The sequence below is a fragment of the Mesorhizobium sp. LNJC391B00 genome, from assembly GCF_000502535.1.
Classification (GTDB): Bacteria; Pseudomonadota; Alphaproteobacteria; order Rhizobiales; family Rhizobiaceae; genus Mesorhizobium.
The window spans coordinates 100,741-127,376 of the sequence record NZ_AYWI01000008.1; the positions used below are offsets into that span (position 1 = coordinate 100,741).

Genomic DNA, 26,636 nt, shown 5'->3' on the forward strand with positions numbered 1-26,636 from the left:
GTTTCGATCAATCCAGCCTTCGTAGCATGTCTGCTTCCTGCTCGAGAATAGCGGCCACTTCCTCGCGCTGCAGATGCGTCATCATCAGGCTGACGCAGCACTCGAGATAGGTGATCGAGGAGCGCCGCAGATAGGCAGCCGCCTCGCGTTCGGCAATCTTGTCGACATCCTTCGCGGGTCGCTTGGGTTGCATGAGGATGATCCTCCGTATCGGGTCCCTCCCGCCAAACTACAAGGTTGGATGGATGTTCCGCACGATCTCCGGGCAGGTCCGGCCGCGGCCCACGTCATGCAGGAAGGTTCTGCAGCCCGCCTGCGGGTCTCCTTTTGGCAAGGCCTGTCATCTGATCGCCGATGCCGGTGCCTTCGAGCGCCGCGAAATAATCGATCGTCAGCTTGAGCCCTTCGTTGAGCGGCACTCTCGGCGACCAGCCGAGCAGCGTTTTCGCACGCGAAATATCAGGCTGCCTGCGCCGAGGATCGTCTTGCGGCAGGGGCAGAAATTTCAGATCCGACTTGGTGCCGGTCATCGCCTTCACCAATGCCGCCAGTCGCACGATGGTGAATTCTCCGGGATTGCCCAGATTGACCGGCTTGCCCGGATTGGGGTCGATGTTCATCAGGCGCATCAATCCATCAATCAAGTCGGAGACATAGCAGAAGGATCGCGTCTGCTGGCCGTCGCCGAATATCGTCAGCGGACGCTTCTCGAGCGCCTGCATGATCAAATTCGAGACGATGCGACCGTCGGCCGGATCCATTCTCGGACCGTAGGTGTTGAAGATGCGCGCGACGCGGACGTCGGCCTTGCCGGCCCTTAGATAGTCGAAGCAAAGCGTTTCGGCGGTGCGCTTGCCCTCGTCGTAGCAGGCGCGTGGGCCGGTGCAGTTCACATGACCTACGTAATCCTCCCTTTGCGGGTGTTGTTCCGGATCGCCATACACTTCGCTCGTCGAGGCCTGCAGCAGTCGCGCGTCATTGCGGACAGCGAGTTCAAGCAGGTTGAGGGTTCCGATCACGCAGGTACGCGTGGTGTGTATCGGGTCGGCCTGATAACGCGGCGGTGAGGCGGCGCAGGCCAGGTTGAAGATGTGATCCACGGGCTCGCCGAGATCCAGTGGCCGGCAGATGTCCTGCTCGATCAACCGGAAACCCGGCCGGTCCATGATCGAGATGATGTTTTCCATGCGCCCGGTCAGAAAATTGTCGACGCAGATCACGCGCCAGCCGTTGCGGAGCAATACTTCGCAAAGATGCGAACCGAGGAAACCCGCGCCGCCGGCAACAAGCACCGTCTTTGCCCTGTGCGCCTTTCTTGTCTGTCGCATCGCTGTTTTCTCCTGTCTGCCGTTCATGCTGCACTTCCAATGTCGAGATCGAGGGCCGTCGCCCTTGGTTGGGTCAGCGCCGCCACGAATTCGCGAGCCCTGGCCGCGCCGGTGTGGGAAGCGAGGACGAGTTTGCGAGCCCGGCCGGCCATGGCCAGGCGTGCGCGCTCGGACTCGCCAACGAGGATATCGATGACATCGTCCGTCTCCGCGGCGGTGTGGATCGCCGACGCGGGAAAGAAGCTGTCGAGCCCTGGCCAGCGGTCGCTGACGATGGGCGTGCCGCAAGCCGCCGCTTCGAACAGGCGCACGCTGGGCGACCATCCTGCGGTGATCATGGAACTGCGTGTGACATTCAGCGTGTAGCGCTGACGGCTATAGAACGCGGCGTGATCGGCTGGCGGCAAATGTTCGATGCGTTCGACATTGTCCGGCCAGATGATGTCGGATGGATATTGGGAGCCGGCCACGACGAAACGGAGGTTCGGCATATGCCGTGCGGGCTCGAGCAGCAGAGCGTTCAGCGTTGTCTGCCGGTCCATGCTGTAGGTGCCGAGATAGCCGAGATCCCAGCGGATCGGATCTCCTGTCGGGTGATGCCGTTCTGGATCGACCGAACAATAGAGAGGTTCGGCATGGCGCGCGCCGAAGTCTTGCGCCAGATGGTTGAGCGTTGGTCCGCCAGTGAAGGAGAAATAGACATCGAAATACGGAATTTGCCGCGAACTCAGATAATCGCAATCGTCGGCTGAAAGCTTGGCCAGGGTCACCGGGGTGTCGATGTCGTAAAAGCAGAGCTGCCCCTTGCAAAGCGAGGCGACGATGTCGATGACCTGGCGTCCTTCTGGAACAAAGGATCCGATGACGATGATGTCGGCCTGCTCCAGGCACTGTGCGTAGTCGCGTTGCAGCTCCGCAGTGGTTTCGTAGTAGCGCAAGGCGCAGAACTCCGGATCGCGCAGATCGCGGTGATTGGCGTACCACGGCACGTTGCGCTCCAGAAAAGTCACGTGGTGACCGAGTCCGTGCAAGCCTTTCAAAAGACCCCGGAAAGTCGTGGCGTGGCCGTTTCCCCAGGATGAGGACAGCGACAGGCCGAGAAAGACGATGTCCAGTTTCTTGGTCATTCCGCTGCCTCCACGGCCCCGTGCTCGAAATGACGTTTGAAGACGGCATCCGCCACATCCGCCCGAAGCGCGTAGGTATGGTCCGCCAGCACGCGGTGAAGTGCGGCTTGGCCGATTGCCTTGGCCCGCCCGGGGGTCAGCGAGCGCATTATTTCGGCGACATCGCCGCCGTCACGCGCGACCAGGATCTCCTCGCCTGGTTTCAGGAACAGTTCCACGCCCAGCCATGCATCCGTGATGAGACAGGCGCCCGCGCCGGCCGCCTCGAACACTCGCGTGGCCGGTGAAAAACCGTTGGCGGCCATGCTGTCGCGGCTGATGTTCAACACGGCTTTTGGGGTGACATTGAAGGCGTTGTGATCGCGGGTGCCGACATGGCCGAGCCAGCCTACATTGGTGGGGAGCGGCTTGTCGCCCCAACCCGAGCCTCCGAGCAGGAAACGCTGTTTCGGCAGCTGGCTGGCGGGATCGAGGAAAAACGATTCGACACGCGCTTCACGGTCCGGCAGCCGGTTTCCGAGGAACGCCAGGTCGCAGGCAAAACGCGCTTTGCTGGCGACCGGATGGTGCGTTTCGGGATCGAGCGCATTGTAGATGGGCACGCACTCCTTGGCGCCCATGGCACGATAGGCCCAGACAACGGGATCGCCGCCACCATAGGTCAGCACGAGGTCGATCTCCTGCAGTGCACGATGGAGCGGGTGGTCCGGCTCGTCGCGCAACTGGGCAAGCGTGGCTGGCGCATCCACGTCCCAGAATACGACAAGCGCGTCGCTGCGGGCGTGGTCGAGAACGGCGCGAAGCAGCGCCTCGTCTTCGAAACCGACGCCACTCGCCTTGACGACGATGTCGGCGCCGGCGGCACGTGCCGCGACCTGCATCAGCGCATGCTGGGTCGCCTCATAAACGACGACAGTGCACCAGTCGGGAGCTTCGATGTCGCGGTTCTTCTGCCGGTCGTAGACATCGGGTTCGTAGAACGTGATCTCGTAACCCAATTGCGAAAGTGCCTTGAGCAAACCGCGATAGTACGTCGCGGCACCGTTCCAGTAGGACGACAAAAGGCTCGATCCATAGAATGCGATCTTCATGCGACGGCTTCCTTTGCGGCTGTCGGGACGGCGGTGTGTCGGCTCGCGCATTGCGTGAGCACGCCGAGCAACTCGTCGACGCGGTGGCGGCAGGTGTGCCGCGAGCGGATGGTCTCGAGACCCGAGGTCACCAGGGAGGCCGCAAAGTCCTCGTCGGACAACACCGTCCGAAGCTGTTGCCGCATTTGCGAGCCATTCTCGGCAAACAGGAAGTCGACACCGGGCCTGAAAAGCTGCTCGACATCGGACCATGGCGCTGAAATCAGCGGAATGCCGCAGGCGAGTGCCTCGAACATGCGGATCGTCGGGATTCCGGGCAACCTCTCGCGATAGGGGCGCCGTGGGATGTGAAGTGTGACACGATGCGCGGCGAAGGCCTTCGGCACGTCGGCATTGGCGATCCACCCCTCATAGCGCAGTCCTGCGGTGGCCAGATCCGCAAGTGCGGTCTTGGGGTAGCGTACGCCGTGAACAGCGGCATCAAGGCCGAGATCGTGCACCGGCTCGATCAGAAACTCCTTGAGTTCGGCGGTCCGCTCATCATCGCCCCAGTTGCCGATCCAGACCAGATCGGAGGTGGGGTGGATCTCCGGGTGCGGCTTGAACAGGCGATCGTCCGCCGCTTCATGCCAAGTGAAGACGCGCTTGCCCCAGCCGGCGCGCAGATAGCTCTCGCGCAAGGTTTCGCCAAAGGCGAGAACGCCGTCATAGTGCTCCAGCCGGAGCGCCGAGAGTGCCTCGGTCGCAGACACGGCCCGGTGGTGGGTGTCGTGAAAAAGAAGGATGAAGTTGCCGCCGGCGGCCCGGGCACGGCCAATACGTGCGACAAGCTCCGGATCCGTCCACTCATGAACGATCACAACGTCGGCCTCGGCAATCCAGGCTTCGTGATCAAATCCGGCATCGTAGGTCACCGGCATCAGTTCGGGAAAATCCTTGCGGAAGCGTTCGATGGCGAACGACCCCTTCTCAGCCAGCAGATTCGACCGGCTCCAGCCATTCGCCGGCTCCAGCGCAATCGCCTGATGCCGGCGCTGGACCAGCTCTCGCATGACGCCGCGCAGGAAATGGGCATTGCCATGGTTCCAGTCGGAAACGACCGAGTGGGTGTAGAACACAAAGCGCATGATCAGCGCTCCGCCATCGCTAAGGCCGCTTTGTCGTAGACGCCGCGCATAGCCGCTGTCTGCTTTGTCAGCCTAAACCTGCGGCTGCGTCGGATGGCTGCCTGGCCAAGCTCTCGCCGGAGCTCGGCATCGCTGGAGAGACGGTTGAGGCAGGCAGCGAGATCGTGCGGATCGCGCGCGTCAAAGAATATCGCGGCCCCGTCCCATAGTTCGCGATAGGTGGCGATATCGGAAAGCACCAGGGGCGTAGCCGACATGGCGGCTTCCAGCGCGGCCAGGCCGAATGGCTCGTAGAGCGATGGCGATACGAAAATACCCGCGCGAGCCATCAACGAACGCACCTCATCGGACGGCACTGCTCCCAGAGGAACAGCATGGCTGAAGCTGACATGCTCGCCGTTTGGACCGTTCGTCGACCCGGCGGCAAACAGAGGCCATCGCGTCAGGGACGCCGCCTGATCGACCACCGCCGCATTTTTGCCCTCGTCCCACCAGCGGGCAGCGGCGAAGACGAGCGGTTGATGCTTTTCGGCCTTCGGCAGAGGACGGGCACCATTTCTGACCACACTCAAGCGCGCGATCGGGCCGTAGCAGGTCTCTAGCATGTCGGCATGGCTGCGGCTCGGCGCGATGACCGCGTCGGCCCGATCCATGCCGCGTCTGTTGCGCTCCTTCTGCCAGGCCCATGCGCCATCCGCCGCCTGTCCTCTGACCGCATGGAACCAAGTCGTCACGCAGGAATGGGAGACCACCACGACCGGGCATGGCGCGTCGAATCCCGCCGCCTGCGAAGGCGCGTTGAAATGGACAAGGTCGATGGCGTGGTCGCGCATGGGCGCATGCAACTCTCGCGTCAGCGCGTCGAGATCACCGCCGTTGCGGGTCATCCAATCCGGCGGCGTGTTCAGCCAGATCAGCTTCGCGAAAGCCTCCGCCTCGTCGGCCTGCTGCCTGGACGGTGGCGGACCGAGACCGGCAAGCACTACGCTATCGCCGCCGTTGACAAGTTCCCTGGCCAGGTCGAGCGCATAGCGCCACACGCCGCCCACGGCATCGACCGTCATCAGGATGCGCCGCGATCGCGGCGTCAGTGTCCGCAACATGTCGCCTCCAGTTCCGCCAGCGGACGCGGGCGCCTTTCCTGGATATCGCTGAACTTCTGGAATGATGCGAGATAGTGATCATGGGCGCGCTCCCAGGCGAGGTCGTCGGGTTCGCCCCAAAGCTCGCGATAGCTTGGCGAACTCGGATATGGATAAAGCGGTACGGGTTCATTGGCCCACACGCCGTTGTCGATGAGGTGCGTTCGCCAGTAATCGACGAGGGCAGGGTCATCCTCGACGACGCCGATCAGATTGGCCTGTACGAACGGAACGTGACGCCTGGCATTGACGAGCAGCGCGGCGAGTTCCTCGGTACCCAGCCGGCAGCGCTTCGCGAGCATCGCACGACCTTCCACGGTCAGGCTTTCGAGACCGGCCTCGATGGAGACGCAGCCGGCCGCACCAAGCAATTCCAGCAGCTCGGGCTTCCAAAGGTCGATGCGGGTCTGCACACCGAACTTCACGTCGCGATGGATCAACGCTTCCAACAGCGCTTTTTGCGGCAGGAAGATTTCATCGATGAAATAAATGTAGCCGACGCCCTGGGCAATCAGCCGATCGATTTCCGCTATGACCGCCTCGTGGTTGCGGCGGCGATAGGCATCGCGGAAATCGATCTTGGCGCAGAAGCTGCAATTGTAGGGGCAGCCGCGCGATGCTTCGACCTCCGCGCCGAACCCAACCTGCTTGTCATCGAACCTGTGATGGTGATGCGAATGGGCTGCGATCCAGTCTGATGGCCATTGGAGTGGCGGATGATCGACAAACGAGCTGGCGTGGACGCCGCCGTTCAAAACCACCTTGGCGTCGCGCAGGTAAGCGGTCGAGGGGACCGCGCTCCAGTCGTCGCGCCGGGCAAGTTCCGCGACGATTTCCTCGCATTCGCCGCGCACAACAATGTCGACGCCAAGCTTGCGCAAGGTTGGCGCGGGCGTAGCCGAGCCATGCGGCCCGACCGCGACTGTGCGTCCACCGCGCCCGGCGAGACGGTTGAGGAAATCGGCCGGCACGCGCAACTCGGGTGGTGCGCAGCGCCAGAACAGATAAGTCGGGGCGGTACTGACGACCGTCATTGCAGGCGCGAAATCAGCCACACGCTCGGAGAGGTCCGAGTTGTCGAGCTTCTGCAATTGCCCATCCAGCATCAACACCTCATGGCCGGCTGTTTCGAGCAGGGATTTCGAATAGCCGAGTTCCAGCGGGAGATGTGGTTGGCGGCAGCCGAAATAAATGCTGTCGTCGTAGGTCCAGAACGGGTTTACCAGGGCGATTTTCATGCGACGTACCTCACGACTTCGGGGCGAGGCTGGAGCCGGTGTTGTTGCAGCCAGTCTGCGAGATCGCGAATGCCTTCGCGCCATGAAACACGAGCTTTCCAGCCAAGCATCGCTTTGATCTTGCGGGTGTCGGCGACGAAGAAGGGCTGATCGCCGGTGCGTTCGCCATCATGGCGGATCGAAAGCTCACGGCCGGTCAAGCTACGGATCTCGCTCAACAGCATGCGCAGGCTGATCGCATTATCGGGGCCGCCGCCAAGATTGAATGCCTGGCCTTTGGTCGTCTCGATACGATCGAGCGTGGCCCTGTAGGCGGCGACCGCATCGGAAACATGCAGTATGTCGCGCACTTGTCTGCCGTCGCCGTAAATGGTGATTGGACGTCCCGTCAGCGCACTCAGCAGGAAGTGCGCGACCCAGCCTTGATCCTCGGTTCCGAACTGGCGCGGCCCGTAAATGCAGCTCATCCGCAGCACCGCCGTCGGCATGCCGTAGGATTTGGCATAGTCGAGCACATATTGGTCCGCCGCGCCTTTGGAGCAGCCATAGGGCGTGCAGAAATCCAGGCCGTGGGTCTCGTCGATGCCATTCGCTTGGATGATGCCGTCGCAAGGCAGGTAACGATCGCCGTCCTCGCGAACCGCGACGTCTGGCAGGCTGCCATAGACCTTGTTGGTGCTGGCGAAGACCACCGGAACAAACTCACTGCTCAGCCGCGCCGCCTCGAGGACATTGAACGTTCCTCGAAGGTTGATGTCGAAATCCTCGTCCGGTTGGACCAGGCTCGTTGTGACGGCGGTTTGCGCGGCCAGGTGGAAGATCGCCTTGGAACTCTTCAGAACGGGCGCAAGCGCGTTGGCGTCGCGCACGTCAATCGTTTCGACCATGAGGCGGCTTCCGTGTTTCTGCGCCAGCCATTCAAGGTTCTGTTCGACGCCGGGGCGGCTGAGATTGTCGATCACCAGCACCGGCTCGCCATCCGACAACAGGCTGTCGGCCAGGTTCGATCCTATGAAGCCGCTGCCGCCGACAATGGCGACGGGCGCGTCGCGTCGATTGCGCGTATTCATGACACCAGCCCACGTTCTTCAAGCTCGCGTTTCATGTCGGCGCCGCGGTCGATGGCGGACGAGTTGCGCACCCAGGAAACGAAATCGGCGAGCGAATTCTCCAGTTGTTGCCTCGGCTCGAAACCGAGCAGCTCACGGGCCTTGGAAATATCGGCGAAGCAGTTGCGGATATCCCCGGAGCGCGCCTTGCCGAGCAACTCTGGCGAGCGGTCCGGCGTTCCCATGGCCTCGGCAAGTACCCGCGCGACGTCGCTGATAGCATAGGCTCGGCCGCTGCCGATGTTGATGACGTGACCCCTTGCCTGGCGTTGCTGCAGCGCAAGACGAAAGGCGCGGGCGACGTCATCCACATGGACGAAATCGCGTTTCTGTTCGCCATCCTCGAAGATCATTGGACGTTGGCCGTTGGCGAGACGCGAAGCAAAATTGGCCAACACGCCGGTATAGGGGTTCGATAACGCCTGGCCGGCGCCGAAGACGTTGAACAGGCGCAGCGCGACCGTATCGATGCCATAGGCTTCGCCGAAGATCAGCACGGCGCGTTCCTGGGCGTATTTCGTCAGTGCATAGATAGAGGCGAGATCGACCGGCTTTTCCTCGTCCGTCGGCAGGGGGGAGAGGGGCTCGCCTTCCGGCGACAGCGGATTCCACTGCCCGTTTTTGATGTCGCTCGCCTTGCGCCGGGCATTGTCGATGCGCCGGCCGTCCGATGTAGCATAGAGGCCCTCGCCATAGACACTCATCGATGAGGCGACGACAATGCGCTCGACCGGATGTTTGATCAGCGCCTCGAGCAGCGTCGCGGTGCCGAGATCGTTGGTGCCGACATAGCGCGCGATCTCGTACATCGACTGTCCGACGCCGACTTCCGCGGCCAGATGAATGACCGCGTCAACGCCTTCCAGCGCCTTGGCGACCGCCTCCCGGTCCCGAATGTCGCCCTTGATCAGCTCGGCCCCGGCGGGAAGGGCGACTGTTTCGCCTGCGTGCACCTGCTCCAGCAGCACATCCAAAATGCGAACCGAATAATCCTGCTCGATCAGTTCCTGGGCGACATGCCGGCCGATGAAGCCGCAGCCCCCTGTAACCAATATCCGTTTCACGACCACTCCTCAGACAGGTAATCTTGGCGACCCGAACTTTTCGGCAAAAGGTTTGTTCCCTTGGCTTCAACAAAGTTCCTTTGGCCGGCTTCGTTCGGAAGCAGCCACATCGCGCTCGCCGCGCCGTGCCGGAACATTGCCGCCCTTGTGCTGTTAGGACGCCGGCAGCCCCGACGATGCCCGATTTTGGCAACGCCGATGATCAAAGGAGATTTCAATGTCCCAGTCGCAAACGACCACCAATCACGACGAAATCCGCAAATGGGCCGAGGAGCGGGATGGACGGCCGGCAGTGGTTCGCACCAAAGGCGCGGGCGGCATCCTGCGGATCGACTTCGGCAAACCCGAGGAAGCATTCGAGCCGGTCGAATGGGACGAGTTCTTCCGCATATTCGACGAGAACGATCTGGCCTTTCTTTACCAGTCCAAGACTGGTGACGGACAAACCAGCCGTTTCAACAAGTTCGTTGAGCGCAACCAGAAAGGCGAATGACGCATTTCGAGCCGGCCGATTTGCCCGACCTGGTTCTCGGGCCAATTTTTCTGGATGCGGTGGAACAATAGGGGCTCCGATCCTTCCGTCGCTGAACCACAGCCGCAGCAAGGATCGAAGGCCTTGGCCCTGAGCTCAGGAGGCGGCGGGGCTGGATAGGCGTCAAAAGCTGGAAACCCGCTACTCGTCCTGCCGTGAAACCAAAACGCCGCTCATCAGTCGTCCTGCTGCCTGCGGTGGCGGTGTTTTTCGATTTCCTCGGGCTCTTCATCGTCGATCCGCGTGATGTTCGAGGCATTGTGGTCTGATCGCAGGATCTCATCCAGTTTGGCGTGAATGGCCTGAGTGTCGCGGTGCTCGGCACGCTGGATGAACAGCGTCATGGCCCACGTAAACAAGGTAGCCGCTCCATGCCAGTCCAGGGTCTGTCGCTCGAAGATCATCCAAAGGATTGCGTAGACCAACAGGATCAGGAATGCCGCGGGGCGGGAGGTTAATGTGCCGATTGAGGTAAGCACGCCGGTGACGGGATGATTGGCCATGCGAAAGAACTCGCGGCAGTGACCGTGGTTCCCGACCGCAGTGCATCGCGCCGGCACGAGCCAGCTAGGCGCGACGGATGAATTCACGGCGCAGTGCTTGCCGATCGCAGCTACAACGATGACCACACGATTGCCGGGCGCGCAATCATCAGCCAGAAGATGGCGAGCACGGCGCCGAAAGCTGGGAAGCCGAAGACAAACCAGCGTCTGAACAGCTGATGGTAGCGCTCGGGAGGAGGTTGGTTGGAGAGTGCGGCCTGTGTGGCTAGATTTCGCATCTCGATCTGTATCCACACGACAGGCAGCCAGAACAGGCCCGTTAAGATGTAGAGCAGGATCGAGAGAACGATCCATCCTTCGGACAGCGAATACCCCGCAACCCTAGCGAGGCCCAGTCCGGTCAGAGGTTGTGCGACAACGGCCGTAGCCGTGAACAGGAAATCAGCCAGCACGACAATTCGGGCGACAGCTGCGATCGTCGCGGCATTCCCGGTCCGGTGTGCCAAAAGCATGAAAAAAGCAATGCCGGCACCAGTTCCGAGCAGCACAGCAGCGCCGATCACGTGCAGGTATTTAAGCACGAAGTACGTCATCAGCGTTCCTCCAGAATGGCCAGCGCTGCAAAATGCAGAACGAGGATCGGGAGGATTTTGATCAACGGCCCGAGTGGCTCAAGCCAAAGATCCGGCCGCAGAATGCTCCCAGCGATCGCATAGAAAAGCGATACCGCGATTGCGCCGAAAAGACCAAGCCGGCTGGTTGGGCGCCAGGCGATAAGCGCCCCGACGGCGATGTCAGCCAGCGCGCCGGCGACTACCGCCGGTTCGGCCAAGGGGCCGGCAGCAGTGCCAATCAGCAAGTCAACTCCGCTGCGCCAGCCGGCAGTGAGGGAAATGATGCCCGTCATGATCCAGAAGAGCGGCAAGATGACAAAGAGCGCCGGCTTGACGAAGTAAAGACCGGCGAACCATCGCTCCTGCACCGTCGCAGGGTTTAAACGCAGTGCAGATGTAAGACTTGATGGTTGAATGCCGGTCGCCGTCATCCAGGGTTGGGGATCGCCGACAGCGCCACGGGCAATCTCTTTTGCTGCATTGCTGCGCATGGGCGGGCGCCAGCCCAGCTGAGCCGCGGCATCCCCGAACCTGTACAAGATAGCTGCGGCCCAATTCGGCAAGATGAACTCCCGAGCACTGCTCCATCCGAACCAGCGGCGATAGCGACCCACGACCTCGCTCATCGAAAGTGCCTCGGGCCCAGCCAGGTCCAGCGTGAGGTGCGATGGGCTGCCGGGTTTGAGGAAGAACAGGACGGTGGAGATGACGTCATCGAGCTGGACGACTTGGAGACGGCCCGTGCCGGGCATCAACGGCAAGAGCGGCAAAGCCGCGAGGCCGCGAAACAGTGCACTTGCGCCGAAGGCCGGCCTTCCCAGCACTACGGAGGGGCGCAGGATGACCCAGTCAAGGCTACGTGCCATCAGTGCTTCATCGCCAGCAAGCTTGCTGGCGGAAAAGGCGGACGGCTGCTGGCGATCGACCCCGATGGCAGAAAAGTGAATCACCTTGTTCACACCTGCTTGCTCACACGCGGTGAAGAGAGCCGAGGCGCCGGTAGAATGGACATGCCGGGTGTTTTCCCGGGCACTATCCTGCAGGACGCCGGCACAGTTTACGACGGCGTCCACACCGGCGAGATAGGGGATCCAGTCCTGAGGTCGCAAGGCCCGCGCGATATCCAGGGAAACGGTTTGGATCTCCGGGTGGACGCCAGTGTCTGGGTGGTGAAGCACGCGAACCACTTCATGACTCTCGCCGGCCAGGCGCGCGCAAAGCGCGGCTCCAATCAGACCTGACGCGCCGGTGACGAGAATTTTCATTCCTTCCTCCAGCCGTTCGCCAGCGCGTGCCCGTCCATCAACCCAGCGGCTGCGCCTGGGACAACTCTAGCAAAGCCGAAGCCGGTAGTCTCACGCCGGGTGGAACAGGTTCCGGGCATCAACGCAGCCAAAGATGAGCCGGTAGGGTGCGTTCGCATCTGTAGGTCAACTTCGCCGGAATTTCGTCGCCGGCTCGGCGCAATCGCGGAGGTCGTTATGAATGTGAGTTGCAGCCTTGGCGGCGTCTCCGAACGCAACAGCAATTTGATTGAGCCCCTCGGCCACGTCGCCAATGGCATAGAGTCCTGGCGTTGAAGTCTCAAGGTGTCGGTTGACCAGGACATAGCCTTCTGCGTCACAGTTAGCCCCCAGAGCAACCGCGAGTTCGGAGCGTACGTCGCTGCCCATCGAAGGGTACACCACATCGATGTTGCGCATCGGGGCGCCCTCGGCCATGACGACATCGAACCCGGTTCGTCGAGGGATCAGGTCATCGACAGCGTCCCAGATTTCAACTCCGCCTGCCAAGGCGGCGCCGCGGGCAGCTTCGGAAACATCATCCTGGTTATTGGCGAGCAAGGCGACCTGACTGCCATATCCCTTCAGGAACAGAGCCTCCCTGACGGCGAGATGCTCCGGACCAACAACGCCGATGCGGCTACCCCGGGCCTCATATGCATCGCAAACCGGGCACAGTCTGACAATGCCGGTTGCGATCGCCTCCTCCAGTCTTTCAATGGGAGGTGCCTTGTCCACAATGCCCGTTGCCAGAATCACGCGCCTTGCTTGGACAATCCCGCAGGTGGTCGTCAGGACAAAAAAACCCTCGCGTTTTTCGGCGTGGCCTACGCAACCATGGACAAGGCTCGCGCCGTACAGCTGTGCCTGGGCTCGTAGGCGGCCGAGCAGTTCTTCCCCGCTGATGCCGTCGGGGAAGCCGGGACAGTTGCGGGATTTTGGGATGAGCTTGGCACGCGCATGCCCCGCATCGAGCGAGATCACCGAACGCAGAAACCTGGCTAAATACATGGCTGCAGCGAGCCCCGCGGGGCCGCCGCCGACGATGGCAACGTCAAAAACTTGTTCGCCCGAAAAACTTGGTTCGCCCGAAAAGCTTGGCATAGGGCCTAACTTCAACTCAACAAGCTTGTTCCACAGGGTCGAAATGGACGCAATCAGGATGCACACTGCGCGATAAGAGTGAACTCCAATCGAGTCGTGAAGAGAAAGGCCACTGCCTCATCAAGCTGCAAAAACCTCGTGGCTCCCAACGCTGTGAGTACAGCGCCACTGGGAAAGTGAATGCATCATGGAACTTCGGCTCATCGTCGCGCTTAGTTTGGCGAAAGGGTGGTCTGAGATGAGCGCGACCAGAGAGTTTTTTCAAAACTGGCTACAGGAGAATGTCGGCACACTTCCTGGTCGAGAGGAAGTCAGCGTCGCGGTGCTCGCTCAGCAATTCGAGCAAGATGCCGAGGTGGCTGGTTATGGGCGTGAAGTAAGGGAGGACGAACTCGGAAACATCGAAGATGCTATCGTGCAAGCGATCGAGAACGCCGGGTCCGGGGTGCAGAGCCCGAGCTCCGAAAAGAGCGATCCGGCACCTGTAATGGACGCGTTGGAGGTCGATGATGCCAAGAGCGGACCGTAGCCCCTGACACCTTCTTCTGTTCGCCTGAACAAGCCCCCCGGGCTGCTATACGAGCTGAAAAACGGACCTTAGGTGCTTCCCGTTAGTTCCATGCACCATTGAGGAACATTCCTGCCGCCACGGCGTTAGGAAAGTTCCTTCACACCCGGTGCGCCCGTGCTGACTGCTACCCTTCCAGGCGAATGGCTGACCCGGCATGATCAGGGTCACATCTCGCGGCGGGCCGCTCTTGCGGGTATTTGTTGCTGGCTATTGGGTGCTTCCGCAGAAGCCGCGCCACAGCCATCGCCGCTCGTGCGATTTGGCGTGCTGGGATTTGGCACCGCCGCCTGGGAAGTTGACGTCATGCGGCGACATGCGTTGGACACTGTGCACGGCGTATCAATCGAGGCTCAGCGGCTTGCCGGTACCGAAGCCGGTAAGACCGCATTGCTGGCGGGCAGCGTCGACGTCATCGTTTCGGATTGGGTTTGGGTCATGCGCCAGCGCAGCGAAGGCGCCGATCTGGTCTTCTATCCCTATTCTCGTGCCGTCGGCGCGCTGGAACTGCCGCAAGGCTCGCCCATTCGAACTCTTGCGGACCTCAAGGGCAAAAGGCTGGGGATCGCAGGTGGTCCGCTGGACAAAAGCTGGATCCTGTTGCGCGCGCTCGGCCTCCGTCAGGTGAAGCGCGATCTTGCTGAAGAGGTGGAGCCAGTGTTCGGCGCGCCGCCCTTGTTGGAGCAGGAATTTCTGGCGGGGCGACTGGATGCACTGCTGACGTTCTGGAATTTCGCCGCCCGTCTCGAGTCAGAGGGGGCAAGGCCTCTGCTCAGTGTCGCTCAAATCCTGCAGGGGCTTGGCGTTTCCGTGGACTTGCCGATGCTCGGCTACGTCTTCCATGAAAGCTGGGCGCGGGCCAACCCGATCGCCCTCGAGCGATTCACGAGCGCCACTGCGGCAGCGAAGTCGCTGCTCGAGTCTTCGGACGACGAATGGCGGGTGCTCGCGCCTCAATTGGGCACGGACGATCCTCACCTCCAGGCGGCGCTACGCGCCGCCTATCGTGCCGGAATCCCTCGTCGGTTCGGCAAAGACGAACGTGATGGCGCGGCCCGGTTGTTTGCAATCCTGGCCGAATTGGGCGGCGAGGATCTGGTCGGCAAGGCGACGAGCCTCGATCCTGGTGTCTTCCGGGCCATACCGGCTTGAGCTCGCGCCAATGACCGATGTCCCAGCGTTCCCCATCACAATGCAGCGTTGGCAATCGACTGCGGCATTGCTGACCATGGTGCTCGTCTGGCAGATTGCATCATCGATCGCCGCCGATCGCCTGTTTCCTGGTCCGGTCCAGGTTGTTTCGGTTCTCCTGCACGAAGTGGTTCGGGGCGAGCTGCCATACCATTTGGGCATCTCGCTTGCGCGCGTCGTGGCAAGCCTCGGGTCGGCAATCGTCATCGGCGCGGCCCTTGGCTACGCGGCAGGCCGCTCGCACAGAGCCGACATATGGATGAGGCCTTGGATCGTGTTACTCCTCAACATGCCGGCGCTGATCACGGTCATTGTAATTTATATCTGGCTTGGTCTTGCCGAGACTGCGCTTGTCCTTGCGGTCGCGCTCAACAAGATCCCCAATGTCGTGGTGACTATTCGTGAAGGCGCCAGCCGGCTGGACAAGGACTTTGCCGAAATGGCTGAGCTCTATCGCTTCGGGCGTGCTGCAAAGCTGCGGCATGTCGTGCTGCCGCAATTGGCGCCGTTCTTTCTCGTCACCCTGCGCAGCGGGCTGGCATTGACGTGGAAGATCGTGTTGCTCGCCGAACTGCTCGGCCGCTCCAACGGCGTCGGGTTCCAGCTACAGGTCTATTTTCAGAACTTCGACGTCACCCACATCCTTGCCTATGCGATCAGCTTCGGCGTTGTGATGCTTGCCATAGAGTATGGACTGCTTGTGCCGTTGGAACGTCGTCTGTTCGCCTGGCGACGCTGATGCTGAGGATCAGGATCGAGTACAAGACTTTCCCCGGTGACGACGGCCAGCGCCGGACGATCTTTCGCGCGCTGTCGCTTGATATAGCCGACGGACAGGTCTGCGTCCTGACCGGCCCTTCCGGTGTCGGCAAGTCGACGCTGCTGTCGATCGTTTCGGGCGTCGACCGCGAATTTCGCGGCAGCGTGAGCGGACGACCGCTTCCGATAGGCATGCTGTTCCAGACACCGAGGCTGCTGCCCTGGCTCACCGCCTTGCGCAATGTAGAGCTGGCCATCCCGGATCGCGCGCCCGATGCGGCCCGGTGGCTTGCCGCTGTCGGTCTGAAAGGCAATGAGAAGAGCTATCCGCAGCGACTCTCGGGCGGTATGGCGCGGCGCGTAGCGCTTGCCCGGGCGCTCGCCATGGAGCCTGCGCTACTCCTCCTCGACGAGCCATTCGCTTCACTCGACGAGGCGACCGCGCAAGCCATGCGCTGCCTGCTGCAGGATTGTTTCGCCAGTCGGCGGACTACCACGCTGCTGGTTACGCATGATCTCGCATATGCCTCGTCGCTGGGTGATCGGGTTATTGTCCTGGAGGGATCGCCGGCGCGCATCGTGCGCGATGTCGCAATCTCTGGTGGCGATGAAGCGGGATCGTCGCGGTTTGGGCTGGGGGCGACACAATGAGACTGTTGCTGGGCCTTCTCTTTCTTTTGCTGATCACCGGCCCTGGCGCCACCGAGCAACAGACGATGGTGATCGGGTATATCGGCCAGGAGCGCAAACCGGCTCTGCCCCTTGGACCCCTTGATGAAGCCGTCACCGATGACGGCCTGCAAGGCGCAAGGCTCGGCATTGCCGACGACGAAAGCACCGGCCGGTTTCTTGGGCAGAAATTTCGGCTGGAGGAAAGAATATTGAAACCAACCGAAACGCCGGACGACGCGGTAAGACAATTCGCCGATGCCGGCATCGCCTTTGTCGTCGCCGATCTCGACGCCAGTCAGCTTCTACAGGCCAGTGCCGCGCCCGGTGCCGAGCAGATGACGTTGCTCAACAGCCGGGCGCCGGACGACGTGCTTCGCCAGCAGGACTGCCGTGGGAACGTGCTGCACACGATCCCGAGCCGCGCCATGCTCGCCGACGGGCTGGCGCAATATCTCGCCTGGAAGCGCTGGCAGCGTTGGTTCCTGCTTGTGGGGCCGCATTCGCAGGATCAGGCGATGGCTGCGGCCTTTCGACGGGCGGCGGCTCGCTTCGGAGCCGAGATCACGATCGACCAGCCGTGGACATTCAGGCCCGCCAACGGACGTGCCGATACAGGGCATGTCACGCTGCAGACCGAAATACCCGCGGTCACGCAGGTCAGCGACTATGATGTGCTCGTGGTCGCCGACGTGGCGGATGAATTCGGCGCCTATCTGGAGGGCCGCACCGCGCTGCCGAGAATCGTCGCCGGCACGCAAGGGCTGGTCGCCACAGGCTGGAGCGCTGTCAGCGAGGAATGGGGCGCCACGCAACTGCAGGACCGTTTCCACAGGCAGGCAGGGCGCTGGATGTTGCCCAGCGACTACGCGGCCTGGCTCGCTGTGCGCAGTATCGGCGAAGCGGCGACGCGCCTGCACAGTCTCGATCCCGCGGCAATCGGCAGATATATACGCGGCGACGCGTTTCTTCTCGCTGGCTTCAAGGGGCAGGGGCTTAGTTTCCGTCCCTGGGACGGACAGATGCGCCAGCCCATTTTGATCGCCGGGCCTCGCCTCTTGATTTCCAGCTCACCGCAACCGGGCTTCCTGCATCAGCGCACGCCGCTCGACACGCTGGGCATAGACCTGGAGGAGAGCACATGCAAGTTCTGATGACGCTGTTGTTGGCGGCGTTCGCTCTTGCTGCTCCCGCCGCCGCCGAGACCATCTACGTTTCCAATGAGCAGGATAATACCGTCGCGGTCGTCGACGGCGTGACAATGACTTTGCTGGCGACGATCGATGTCGGCCGCCGTCCGCGCGGGCTGGCACTGTCGATCGACAACAAGATGCTGTTCGTCGCGGAAGGCGACGACAACCGCATCGACGTGGTCGACGTCTCGAAGCGGCGGGTCGTCGGGGAATTGCCTTCGGGAGCCGATCCGGAATTCTTCGCAGTCCATCCCGATGGCAAGCGGCTGTTCGTCGCCAACGAGAATGACAATCTGGTGTCGGTGGTGGACATCGCCGCGGCCAAGGTCATCGGCACCGTGGATGTCGGCGTCGAACCGGAAGGAATGGCGGCCAGCGCCGACGGCCGCTATGTCGCCTGCACTTCGGAGACCACCAGCATGGTGCATCTGATCGACGCAGGCACGCTTGAACTCGTCGACAATCTGCTGGTCGATACCCGGCCGCGCGCGGCTTTATTCTCGCCGGACGGTAAGCAATTCTGGGTGTCCTCGGAGATCCGGGGCACCGTCACCGTCTTCGACACGGCAACGCGCGCGCAGACCGGCAAAGTCGAGTTCGAGGTGCCGGGTATACGACGCGAGGGTGTGCAGGCGGTCGGCATGGCGACGTCCCGCGATGGCACGACGGTCTATGTGGCGCTCGGCCCCGCCAACAGGATTGCGGAAGTCGATGTTAAAACGCTGACGGTCCGTCGGCTCTACCTTGTTGGTCAACGACCCTGGCACGTTGCGCTCTCCGGCGACCAGAAGCGCCTGGTCAGCGCAAACGGGAATTCCGGCGATATTTCGTTTATCGATCTGGAAAACCAGGAGGTGGTGAAATCGCTGCCGGTGGGGCGGGGACCGTGGGGCGTCGTGATCGGGCCATGAACGCCTTGTCGGTCGAGAATCTGGGCCATAGTTTCGGAAGCCGGCGGGTTCTCGACGGCGTCTCCTTCTCTGTGGCCCAAGGCAGGATGTGCATCTTGCTAGGCCGCAACGGCGCCGGCAAGACAACGCTGTTCTCGCTGATCACCGGTCTTTATCACGCCCGCTCCGGCTCGGTGCATGTCTTCGACCAGGCGATGGATGTCAACCCGTCCGCCGCGTTGGCGCAGATGGGCGTCGTCTTCCAGTTGCCGACCCTCGATCTCGATCTGACAGCCGGCGAGAACCTGCGTTACCACGCGGCCTTGCATGGCCTTAGCCAGGCCTTGAGCAAGGAGCGCTCCATCCACGAACTCGGCCGGCTGGATGTGCTGGACAGGATCGACGATCCTGCCCGAGCGCTTTCCGGGGGGCAGCGTCGCCGTGTCGAGATAGCACGCGCTCTGATGCATAGCCCACGCCTTTTGCTGCTGGACGAGCCGACCACCGGGCTCGACGTGCCGGGCCGCCACGCGCTCGAGCGGCACGTGCGGGAGCTTTGCCGCCAGCGCGGCATTGCCGTCCTGTGGGCAACACATTTTCTGGAGGAACTAACGGCGGATGACGATGTGGTGGTGCTGCATCGAGGCACAATCCGGTGGGCCGGCCGCGCCGATCGGCTGGCTGCCGATCTCGGTGTGGCGAGCACGGGCGAGGCCTTCGCGTCGCTGACGGAGTCCGAATGAAAACGTCTCACGCAGTGCGCGCGCTCAACGGCATCCTGCGCAGGGAGATGCTGCGCACGTTGCGGCAACGCGGCCGGCTGCTCTCGGCGATGGTACGGCCGCTGGTCTGGCTGGCAATCTTTGCCGCTGGCTTCCGCTCCGTTCTCGGTCTGTCGATCACGCCACCCTACCAGACCTATGTTCTCTATGACTTGTATGTGGTGCCTGGGCTAGCGGCCATGATGCTGCTCTTCCATGCCATGGCAAGTTCGCTGGCCATGGTCTACGATCGCGAGATGGGCAGCATGCGCCTGTTGCTGACCGCACCATTGCCGCGCTGGTACCTGCTTGCGGCGCGCCTGCTGGCCAGCGTGATCGTCGGCGTGCCGCTGGTCTACTTGTTTCTGTTGATCGCGCGTTTCTGGGATGTGCGGCCGCCCGTTTTCGGCTACGTCGCGGTATTTCCGGCGCTCGTGCTGGCGGGCCTCATGCTTGGCGCGTTCGGACTGCTTGTCTCCTCGGTTTCGACACAGATGGAGAACTTTGCCGGTGTCATGAATTTCGTCATCTTTCCGGTGTTCTTTGCCTCGACGGCGCTCTATCCGCTGTGGCGGCTTGCCGAGGCGGGACCGGTGCTGGCAACAATCGCCGCCTGGAACCCGTTCAGCTCGGCGGTCGAGCTGATACGCTTCGCGCTCTATCTGCGGTTCGATCCTGTCGCGGCGGTTGTGGTCCTTGGCTGCCTCATCGCCTTCTTCCTCGCGGCGGTCATCGGCTATGACCCCGGCCGGGGCTTGTGGTCCCGGCGCGGCGGCGAGGGATGAATTACCTCAACGCATAGAGATAAGCGGCGATGTCCCGCGCCTGTTCATCGGTGATCCTCGTCGACGGCATGGCCGTGTGCGGATTGACTTCCCTCGCCGAGCGTATCCAGCGGATCATGTTCTCCGGATTGTTTGCCAGCAGGCCACCGATAAAGACCCTGTCGGCAAGGCCACCGTCCAGGCGGGGTCCGACCTGGCCTTGCGCACCCGGCACGCCGGGTATCGTATGGCAGCCGGAGCAGCCATTCGCCGTCATGATCGGAATGGCGCGAGCGCCTACGCCCCCGGTCGCCGCATCCGACTCGTGCCGGACACGGTCGCGCCGGTCGGACCACAAGGTCGCCGCTGCCACAGCCGCGGTCAGCAGCAGGATTGCGGCAAGGGCGCCCCCGATCAGCCTACCCAGGTCGGAGCGCATGTGTTGCCTCCCTGGTTGCGCTGCTGCTTATCCAGAGGCCGGCGAGCAGCAGGGCGGCGCCGCCATAGATCAAGCCGGCCGGAACCCACATTACCAATCCGGCGAGCTGCTGGTCCTCGATCGCGGTCATTCCCCACAATGCCGCGCCGGCGCCATTCTCCGGATACCAGAGTTTGGGCGACATCAGCAGCAGGACACCGAGCAGGCCGGTATGGAGCGAGGTGAAGAAAAGATGCATGACGGAGTTGCCATAGGTCTGCTGTCGACCGGGGCGCGGTAGGAGCGCCCACCAGAACAGCAAGGCTGTGCCGAGGAAGCTCGCATGCTGGGCATAATGAAGAAAGCCCTGCTGGAGCGCTGCCTGGAACAACGCCGGAATGTGCCAGATCCAGATGGCGACGCCGTGAATGATCGTCGCGTTGAGGGGACGGATCACCAGGGCCCAAACGGATTGCAGCGTCTTTGCGCGCATGAGCTTGCCCGTCCCGCGGCGAAGTGCGGCCGGCAAGGACCAGAGCAGGACTGCGCCTGGGCAAGCGGCGACAAGGAGGGGCGCCGCCACCGCCATCAGCAGTTCATGCTCGATCATATGGGCGGCAAACACCCGCTCGCCGAGCGCATGGATGGGGCTGACCAGTGCTGCCGTCAGCACGCCCCAACCGGCGGCGAAAAACAACGCCTGCCGCATCCGCTCGGGACGGCCTCGGCTGCTGCGGCGCCACAACCGAGTCGCTCCGATGGTATAAAGGAAGGCAATCGCGGCCAGCGGAAACGTGATGGGAAATGCGAGCGTCCATCCGGCCTCGGGCGCGCCGGCGCCGTAGCAGATCGAGGTCGAGAAGAACGCGTCGAAGCTCATCGCAGGCACTCGTCGAGAATGAGAGCCGCGCTGCCTTGCATGATGATGACGAGGGCAAACAGCAATGCCGCAAGCATGCCGAGATCGGCGACGAACTGCTCGGTGCTGCGCGTGCGCTCAGGCTTGAAGGCGGCGCCGCCCTGCCGCTTCGCCCGCCATGACAAGGCACCGCCGAGCAGCGAAAGCACGGCGAGCACCAGTGCCACGGGAAGCACCACCGGCACCTGGCGGTTGCACTGCCATGGTACGAGTGCGTAGTTCAGCTGCGTCGAGATTGCCCAAGCCATCGGCCCCGACAGAAGACCACCCCAGGACGTTCCCATTTTCAACGCACGCATCAGCCTAGCCTCGGCATCCAGTAGATGAGCAGATAGATCGGGATCCAGGTCAGCACCACGAAATCCCAATAGAAGACATTGTCGCCGACATCGCCGAAGCGCCGGCCGCTATAGCCATGGCGTGTGAACATCAGCACCGTCAAAACGATGGTGTCGCCGACATCGGTGATCAGGTGTGTGGTATGCAGCCCGAGCAGCACCCAGAGCATTGAACCATAGGCGTTCGTGTCCCAGTAGATGTTCAGCGCCGGGAATTCGAACCAGCGCACGACAAGCGGGGCCAGACCGAGCAGCGACATCACCACCAGCCCGATCCGCACCGGCACGATCGCGCATTGCTTGGCATGGCCGTGGAGGATGTGATTCGGCACCACGCTGATAATGAACAGGATGGTGACGATCGTTCCGGGCCAATGGTTGGGGTGCGGGGCGCTTAGACGCCAGTTGGGCCACAAAGTGGCGAGATAGAGATAAGCGCCGGCGGCCAACGCAAAGCCCATGCCTTCCAGCGCCATGAAGCCGAGCGTTCCCCACCAGGTCGGGCTGCGCGGACCATGTCCAAAGGTTGGGAGGTCCGAAAGATCCAAGCTGGGACGCTCACTCATCCCTCATCCTCCGGGTCGTCCTTGGGCCAGAACCAGCCGATCAAGGTGATGGCGATCGGCGCGGCGCCCCAGACGATCGCCCAGGGCGTGAAGATCGAATAGACAAACGTACCGCCGACAGCGATTGCCGCCAGCAGCGGCCAGATCGACGGTGTCGCCGATTTCTCGCGAATGTCGGGGTGGGCTTCCGCCACGGTTGAGATCAACAGCTCACGGACATCGACGCGGAGACCGGTCGCCACAGGCAGCGCCTCCCGTTCGGCCCAGAGCGGCTCGACATGCGTGACAATCGGTATCCGCGCGAAATTATAGCTTGGCGGCGGCGAAGGCGTCGCCCATTCGAGCGTACCGGCATCCCAGGGATTGTTTCCGGCCAGCGCGCCCTTCAACGCGCCGTGTACAAGATTGAAAGTGAACAGTACGAAGCTGAGGAAAAAGAGCACCGCGCCAGCGCTGATGAACAGGTTGATGTTGCCCCAGCCAAGCTCGGCCGGATAGGTGTAGACCCTTCGTGGCATGCCCCAGAGCCCGACGAGATGCATTGGAAAAAAAGCTGCGTTGAAGCCGATGAAAGCCAGCCAGAAATGCCAGCGCCCGAGACGCTCGCTCATCATGCGGCCGCTGATCTTGGGGAACCAGAAATAGGCCGCGCCCAGCAGCGGGAAGACCGAACCGCCGATCAGCACGTAATGGAAATGGGCGACGACGAAATAGGTGTCGTGCACCTGGAGGTCCAGCGGCACCGAAGCGAGCATGACGCCGGTGAGGCCGCCGATGACGAAGATGAAAAAGAAGCCGAACACGAACAGCAGCGGCGTGCGGATCACCGGCCTGCCGTCCCACAAGGTTGCCAGCCAGCAGAAGATCTGAACGCCATTGGGGATGGCGATCAGCATGCTCGACGCGGTGAAGAAGCTGGCGCCGAGCTTGGGTAGCCCCGTCGCGAACATGTGATGGACCCAGAGGCCGAACGAAAGGAAACCGACGGCAATCAGCGACAAGACCAGCCCGAGATGCCCGAACACGGGACGCCGGGCGAAGACCGGGATGATCGCGGAGACCATGCCCGTCGCCGGCAGGAAGATGATGTAGACCTCGGGATGGCCAAAGAACCAGAACAGATGCTGGAAGAGCAGTGCGTCGCCGCCCTCGGCGGGGTTGAAGATATGTGTGCCGACCAGCCGGTCGAGGATCAGGAAGGTCGAGGTGATCATCACCGCGGGCATGGCGAAGACGACGACGAAGGAGGTAACCAGCATTGCCCAGACGTAGAGCGGAATCCTGTCCAGCGACATGCCGGGGGCTCGCTGCTTGAACACGGTGACGATGGTTGCCACCGCGACGGCCAGTGAGGAAACTTCTGTGTAAGTGATCATCTGGGCCCAGACGTCGGCCCGCTTGCCCGGCGCGAATTCGGGGCCTGACAGCGGCACATAAGCAAACCAGCCGACGTCGGGCGCCATGTTGAGCGCGAAAGACACCCAGGCGAATATGCCGCCCGAAACATAGATCCAGTAGCTGAACGCGTTCAGGCGGGGAAAGGCGATGTTGCGGCTGCCGACCATCAGCGGCACGAGATAGATGCCTGTCGCCTGCACGATGGGCACGGCGAACAGGAACATCATGGTTACGCCATGCATCGTGAACAGCTGGTTGTAGAGGTCCGGGTCGATCAGACCGCGCTGCGGCCCTGAGAGCTGGATGCGCATGGCGACAGCGTTGAGCCCGCCCAGGCACAGAAACACGAAGGCGGTGATCAGATAGCGCCGTGCGACGACCTTGTGGTCGACGCTCGACAGCGCGCCGATGATGCCGGGAGGCGTGCGCCATGTCCGCGCCAGCCAGCGATCCAGGTTGGCATCGTCCATGCCGGTGTCGCGCGGTCCGTCATGCTCGGGTGCGACGTCGCCTGTGGCGGGCGTTTCGCGCGGCAGGTCGCGTTCGCTTGTGAGATCCGCGCTGCTCATTTAAGCGCCTCGAGATAGGCGACCATGGCGTTGAGTTCGTCGCCGCTGAGCTCCACCACCGGCATGTGGGATCCGGGCTTGATGCCCTGTGGGTCGGCTATCCAGGCGGCGAGGTTGCCGCGGCTCATCGTCAATGTCCCGGCGGCAAGCGTCTGCCGGCTGGCTATATGGGTGAGGTCGGGGGCGACCGTACCTCCGGCAGGCGTGCCGCCTATTCTGTGACACATCACGCAAGGGCGCTTCAGAAACAGATCCTGGCCGGCCTTGGCCTCGTCCCCCGTCGGAGTAGCGGCCGGCTGCAACTGGTCGTTCCACCAGGCGTCGAACTTCGCACGCGGCTCGGCGATGATGAAGGTGCCCATGTTTGCGTGCTGCGCCCCGCAGAACTCGGCGCATTGACCTCGGTAAACACCAGGCTTGTCTGCCTTGAGGTCGAGCACGTTCATGTGGCCGGGAATGAGGTCGAGCTTGCCCGAAAGGCTCGGGATCCAGAAGGAATGGATGACGTCGGTCGAGGTCAGAAGAAGCCGCACCGGCTCCCCGGCGGGGATATGGATCTCGTTCGCCGTGGTCAGGATGCGGCTTGGCGTGGCATCCTCATAGCGCACCTCCCACCACCATTGATGGCCGGTGACCCGAATGGTCAGTGCGGCATCCGAGCCGATCGCGGCGAGCGTCCTGTTGGCGAAGAAGCTCAGCAAGGTCAGTCCGATCAGGACAATGGCGGTCAACCCGACGGCGGTCATCACCGCGCGCAGCTTCCGGTCGTCGGCGCCGGCCTTGATCGCGAGCGGCTCCGCCTGCGCGCGCGACCGCATCATCAAGGGCACGACGAGGGCGATCATCACCAGCACCCACACCACGGCGCAGAGCGCGGTGAAGAACCAGATCAGCCATGCCAGTTCGCTCGCCGCAGGACCTTTCGGGTCGAGGGCGGATTGCCAGCCCGCGCATCCCTGGAGCAACAGAGCGCCGGCGGTGGCGAACGCCATCGAGACGAGACGTTTCACGGCGACTTCCCCAGCGTGGCCGCGTCGGGCATGCGGTTTTCCGACGGATGCGCCATCATGTCGTCATTGCGTTGCGGCGCGGCGGAAGACGGCGCGTTGCCGCTCAGCGAGCGCACGAAAGCCGCAAGCTCCCAGATCTGGTCGTCGGGAATCTTGTCGCGGAAGCTCGGCATGCCGTTTGGCCGACCGTCGCGGATCGTGGCATGGATGCTTTCGATCGAGCTGCCATAGAGCCACTTCTGGTCCATCAGGGCCGGCCCCATGCCGCCGCCGCCATTGGCGTGGCATCCCGAACAGTTGAACCAGCCGAAAAGCCGTTTCCCTTCGCTCATGTGGAAGGCGTTGGCCTCGAAGCTCGCCGCCTTGTTGTCGCTGGCGGGGGGGCGCTGTCCGCCGGGCTCCAGCGTGGTCACAGGCGTCGGCTGCTCGCCCGATCCGAGCGCCGATTGCGGGCGCGTGTCACGTTCCTCGCGCTGGCAGGCAGCGAGCGCCAGGACTGGAAACAGGAGCATGGCCACCGCGGCTCTCATCGCACCGGGCTCCCCGAGGGATCGAGGCGGGGCACGCCATACTGTGACAGCAAGGCATCTATCTCGCCCTTGTGCCTGGACAGGGCGCCATTGACATCGCCGCGCAGCGCATCGTCTTCGCGGCGGACGCCCATCGAGATGTCATAGATCATCGGCAGTTGCGGTCCATCGATGCGGGGCGCAACCGGCGTGATGCGGAGCGGCACCTTCTGCCTTGCGGCGAAGTAGCCGGCGAGGGGGCCCCAGACCACGGCAAGGTCGATCTCGCCACTCGCCACCGCTTCGACGATGCGCGCCGGCGGGTTGGGGGCGGAATAATCGCCATAGACCGGATAGCCAACGAGGTGCCCGACGATACCGCGGCGGCCAAGCGCCTGGACCGGAGGCGAATTGGCGCCATCGTCGCCGATGAGCTGAACACCGATCCGCATGTCGCGCAGCCGCGGATCATTGAACGATGCTACGTCGGGGCCGTCCCTGCGGGTGACGAAGACATAGGACGATCGGTAGTAGGGCGTGGTGGTGCGCAGCATTTCGAGGTTGCTCGGCGTGCCCGGCACGAGATCGCACAGGCCCGCCTTCAGCGTGTTGCGGATGAAGCCGCGACGCTGCGCCCACCAGGTATAGGTCAGCTTGGCGCCGAGATCGGACGCAACGATTTCGGCGATCCTGTTCTCGAAGCCCTGACCTGCCGCGTTGGAGAACGGCAGGTTGTTCGGATCGGCGCAGACCCTCAGCTCACGTGCGTCGGCTGTGGCCGTCAAGAACACGAAGGCGATCGCGGCCATGCCGATCGCCAGCCGTTGACACCCCTTTCGCGCCGGACCTACG

General features: G+C 62.6%; 30 protein-coding genes. 9 read left to right on the forward strand and 21 right to left on the reverse strand.

The genetic code is table 11. The features are described from left to right. Positions 1–7: 7 nt before the first annotated feature. From X750_RS144960 to X750_RS144920, 9 genes are all read right to left on the reverse strand, one after another. On the reverse strand, positions 8–193 hold the full coding sequence (locus tag X750_RS144960; protein ID WP_023667982.1) for a hypothetical protein: 186 nt from the start codon (positions 191–193) through the stop codon (positions 8–10). A 94-nt stretch (positions 194–287) separates the two neighbouring features. Further along, the gene (locus tag X750_RS144955; protein ID WP_023681096.1) at positions 288–1,328 is read right to left on the reverse strand and encodes a UDP-glucuronic acid decarboxylase family protein; all 1,041 of its coding nucleotides are present in this window, start codon (positions 1,326–1,328) and stop codon (positions 288–290) included. A gap of 23 nt (positions 1,329–1,351) precedes the next feature. Beyond that, entirely contained in the window at positions 1,352–2,455 is a 1,104-nt protein-coding gene (locus X750_RS144950; RefSeq protein WP_023733219.1) for a glycosyltransferase, read from the reverse strand. Further along, entirely contained in the window at positions 2,452–3,546 is a 1,095-nt protein-coding gene (locus tag X750_RS144945; protein ID WP_023667985.1) for a glycosyltransferase, read from the reverse strand. The genes X750_RS144950 and X750_RS144945 overlap by 4 nt, the downstream gene beginning before the upstream one ends. Then, entirely contained in the window at positions 3,543–4,673 is a 1,131-nt protein-coding gene (locus X750_RS144940) for a glycosyltransferase (protein WP_023733218.1), read from the reverse strand. Before X750_RS144940 ends, X750_RS144945 begins: the two co-directional genes overlap by 4 nt. Positions 4,674–4,675: 2 nt before the next feature. Then, a complete protein-coding gene (locus X750_RS144935; protein ID WP_023748046.1) occupies positions 4,676–5,776 on the reverse strand; it encodes a glycosyltransferase family 4 protein in 1,101 nt (366 codons plus the stop codon). Continuing rightward, positions 5,761–7,053 carry a TIGR04295 family B12-binding domain-containing radical SAM protein gene (locus tag X750_RS144930; RefSeq protein ID WP_023712229.1) on the reverse strand — a complete coding sequence of 431 codons (1,293 nt, stop codon included), beginning with the start codon at positions 7,051–7,053 and terminating at the stop codon, positions 5,761–5,763. The genes X750_RS144935 and X750_RS144930 overlap by 16 nt, the downstream gene beginning before the upstream one ends. Then, positions 7,050–8,123: a GDP-mannose 4,6-dehydratase gene (locus X750_RS144925; RefSeq protein WP_023691444.1), complete on the reverse strand. Its 1,074-nt coding sequence runs from the start codon at positions 8,121–8,123 to the stop codon at positions 7,050–7,052. The genes X750_RS144930 and X750_RS144925 overlap by 4 nt, the downstream gene beginning before the upstream one ends. Then, entirely contained in the window at positions 8,120–9,226 is a 1,107-nt protein-coding gene (locus X750_RS144920; protein ID WP_023733216.1) for an SDR family NAD(P)-dependent oxidoreductase, read from the reverse strand. The genes X750_RS144925 and X750_RS144920 overlap by 4 nt, the downstream gene beginning before the upstream one ends. 217 nt (positions 9,227–9,443) lie before the next feature. Between X750_RS144920 and X750_RS144915 the strand changes: the two genes are divergently transcribed. Continuing rightward, a complete protein-coding gene (locus tag X750_RS144915) occupies positions 9,444–9,719 on the forward strand; it encodes a hypothetical protein (RefSeq protein WP_023667991.1) in 276 nt (91 codons plus the stop codon). Positions 9,720–9,934: 215 nt separating this feature from the next. On the opposite strand, the gene X750_RS144910 is transcribed toward X750_RS144915, so the two are convergent. The 4 genes from X750_RS144910 to X750_RS144895 form a co-directional block, all read right to left on the reverse strand. Continuing rightward, complete coding sequence (locus X750_RS144910; protein ID WP_023681103.1) at positions 9,935–10,261, reverse strand: low affinity iron permease family protein; 327 nt, start codon at positions 10,259–10,261, stop codon at positions 9,935–9,937. 110 nt (positions 10,262–10,371) lie between these two features. Further along, positions 10,372–10,854: a DUF2269 domain-containing protein gene (locus X750_RS144905; RefSeq protein WP_023733215.1), complete on the reverse strand. Its 483-nt coding sequence runs from the start codon at positions 10,852–10,854 to the stop codon at positions 10,372–10,374. Next, positions 10,854–12,140 carry an SDR family oxidoreductase gene (locus X750_RS144900; protein WP_023733214.1) on the reverse strand — a complete coding sequence of 429 codons (1,287 nt, stop codon included), beginning with the start codon at positions 12,138–12,140 and terminating at the stop codon, positions 10,854–10,856. Before X750_RS144900 ends, X750_RS144905 begins: the two co-directional genes overlap by 1 nt. A gap of 165 nt (positions 12,141–12,305) precedes the next feature. Continuing rightward, positions 12,306–13,262 carry an NAD(P)/FAD-dependent oxidoreductase gene (locus X750_RS144895; RefSeq protein WP_031200197.1) on the reverse strand — a complete coding sequence of 319 codons (957 nt, stop codon included), beginning with the start codon at positions 13,260–13,262 and terminating at the stop codon, positions 12,306–12,308. Between the two features lie 187 nt (positions 13,263–13,449). Between X750_RS144895 and X750_RS144890 the strand changes: the two genes are divergently transcribed. From X750_RS144890 to X750_RS144855, 8 genes are all read left to right on the forward strand, one after another. Then, the gene (locus tag X750_RS144890) at positions 13,450–13,791 is read left to right on the forward strand and encodes a DUF768 domain-containing protein (protein WP_023667997.1); all 342 of its coding nucleotides are present in this window, start codon (positions 13,450–13,452) and stop codon (positions 13,789–13,791) included. A 156-nt stretch (positions 13,792–13,947) separates the two neighbouring features. Further along, positions 13,948–14,982 carry an ABC transporter substrate-binding protein gene (locus X750_RS144885; protein ID WP_031243152.1) on the forward strand — a complete coding sequence of 345 codons (1,035 nt, stop codon included), beginning with the start codon at positions 13,948–13,950 and terminating at the stop codon, positions 14,980–14,982. A gap of 10 nt (positions 14,983–14,992) precedes the next feature. Then, positions 14,993–15,760 carry an ABC transporter permease gene (locus tag X750_RS144880; protein ID WP_023704600.1) on the forward strand — a complete coding sequence of 256 codons (768 nt, stop codon included), beginning with the start codon at positions 14,993–14,995 and terminating at the stop codon, positions 15,758–15,760. Further along, positions 15,760–16,431 carry an ATP-binding cassette domain-containing protein gene (locus X750_RS144875; RefSeq protein WP_050588790.1) on the forward strand — a complete coding sequence of 224 codons (672 nt, stop codon included), beginning with the start codon at positions 15,760–15,762 and terminating at the stop codon, positions 16,429–16,431. Before X750_RS144880 ends, X750_RS144875 begins: the two co-directional genes overlap by 1 nt. After that, entirely contained in the window at positions 16,428–17,603 is a 1,176-nt protein-coding gene (locus tag X750_RS144870) for a branched-chain amino acid ABC transporter substrate-binding protein (RefSeq protein WP_023704602.1), read from the forward strand. The genes X750_RS144875 and X750_RS144870 overlap by 4 nt, the downstream gene beginning before the upstream one ends. Further along, complete coding sequence (locus X750_RS144865; protein ID WP_023748047.1) at positions 17,591–18,553, forward strand: PQQ-dependent catabolism-associated beta-propeller protein; 963 nt, start codon at positions 17,591–17,593, stop codon at positions 18,551–18,553. The genes X750_RS144870 and X750_RS144865 overlap by 13 nt, the downstream gene beginning before the upstream one ends. Further along, on the forward strand, positions 18,550–19,275 hold the full coding sequence (locus X750_RS144860) for an ATP-binding cassette domain-containing protein (RefSeq protein ID WP_023704604.1): 726 nt from the start codon (positions 18,550–18,552) through the stop codon (positions 19,273–19,275). Before X750_RS144865 ends, X750_RS144860 begins: the two co-directional genes overlap by 4 nt. Continuing rightward, on the forward strand, positions 19,272–20,078 hold the full coding sequence (locus tag X750_RS144855; RefSeq protein ID WP_023748048.1) for an ABC transporter permease: 807 nt from the start codon (positions 19,272–19,274) through the stop codon (positions 20,076–20,078). The genes X750_RS144860 and X750_RS144855 overlap by 4 nt, the downstream gene beginning before the upstream one ends. A gap of 1 nt (position 20,079) precedes the next feature. Here the strand turns inward: X750_RS144855 and X750_RS144850 are convergent, their stop codons facing one another. The 8 genes from X750_RS144850 to X750_RS144815 are packed head-to-tail and all read right to left on the reverse strand — an operon-like array spanning position 20,080 to position 26,593. Further along, on the reverse strand, positions 20,080–20,496 hold the full coding sequence (locus tag X750_RS144850) for a c-type cytochrome (protein ID WP_023704605.1): 417 nt from the start codon (positions 20,494–20,496) through the stop codon (positions 20,080–20,082). Next, positions 20,477–21,355, reverse strand: coding sequence for a cytochrome c oxidase assembly protein (locus tag X750_RS144845; RefSeq protein ID WP_023748049.1), 879 nt, complete (start codon positions 21,353–21,355; stop codon positions 20,477–20,479). The genes X750_RS144850 and X750_RS144845 overlap by 20 nt, the downstream gene beginning before the upstream one ends. Next, the gene (locus X750_RS144840; protein WP_023681115.1) at positions 21,352–21,693 is read right to left on the reverse strand and encodes a hypothetical protein; all 342 of its coding nucleotides are present in this window, start codon (positions 21,691–21,693) and stop codon (positions 21,352–21,354) included. The genes X750_RS144845 and X750_RS144840 overlap by 4 nt, the downstream gene beginning before the upstream one ends. Beyond that, positions 21,693–22,298 (reverse strand): cytochrome c oxidase subunit III, encoded by a 606-nt coding sequence (locus tag X750_RS144835; protein WP_023681116.1) that lies wholly within the window; start codon positions 22,296–22,298, stop codon positions 21,693–21,695. Before X750_RS144835 ends, X750_RS144840 begins: the two co-directional genes overlap by 1 nt. Further along, positions 22,295–24,265: a cytochrome c oxidase subunit I gene (gene ctaD / locus X750_RS144830; protein WP_023748050.1), complete on the reverse strand. Its 1,971-nt coding sequence runs from the start codon at positions 24,263–24,265 to the stop codon at positions 22,295–22,297. Before ctaD ends, X750_RS144835 begins: the two co-directional genes overlap by 4 nt. Next, positions 24,262–25,275, reverse strand: a complete 1,014-nt coding sequence (gene coxB, locus X750_RS144825; protein ID WP_023668010.1) for a cytochrome c oxidase subunit II — start codon at positions 25,273–25,275, stop codon at positions 24,262–24,264. Before coxB ends, ctaD begins: the two co-directional genes overlap by 4 nt. Then, positions 25,272–25,805, reverse strand: coding sequence for a c-type cytochrome (locus tag X750_RS144820; protein WP_023681119.1), 534 nt, complete (start codon positions 25,803–25,805; stop codon positions 25,272–25,274). The genes coxB and X750_RS144820 overlap by 4 nt, the downstream gene beginning before the upstream one ends. Continuing rightward, positions 25,802–26,593, reverse strand: a complete 792-nt coding sequence (locus X750_RS144815; protein ID WP_245260968.1) for a substrate-binding domain-containing protein — start codon at positions 26,591–26,593, stop codon at positions 25,802–25,804. The genes X750_RS144820 and X750_RS144815 overlap by 4 nt, the downstream gene beginning before the upstream one ends. Positions 26,594–26,636: the final 43 nt, after the last annotated feature.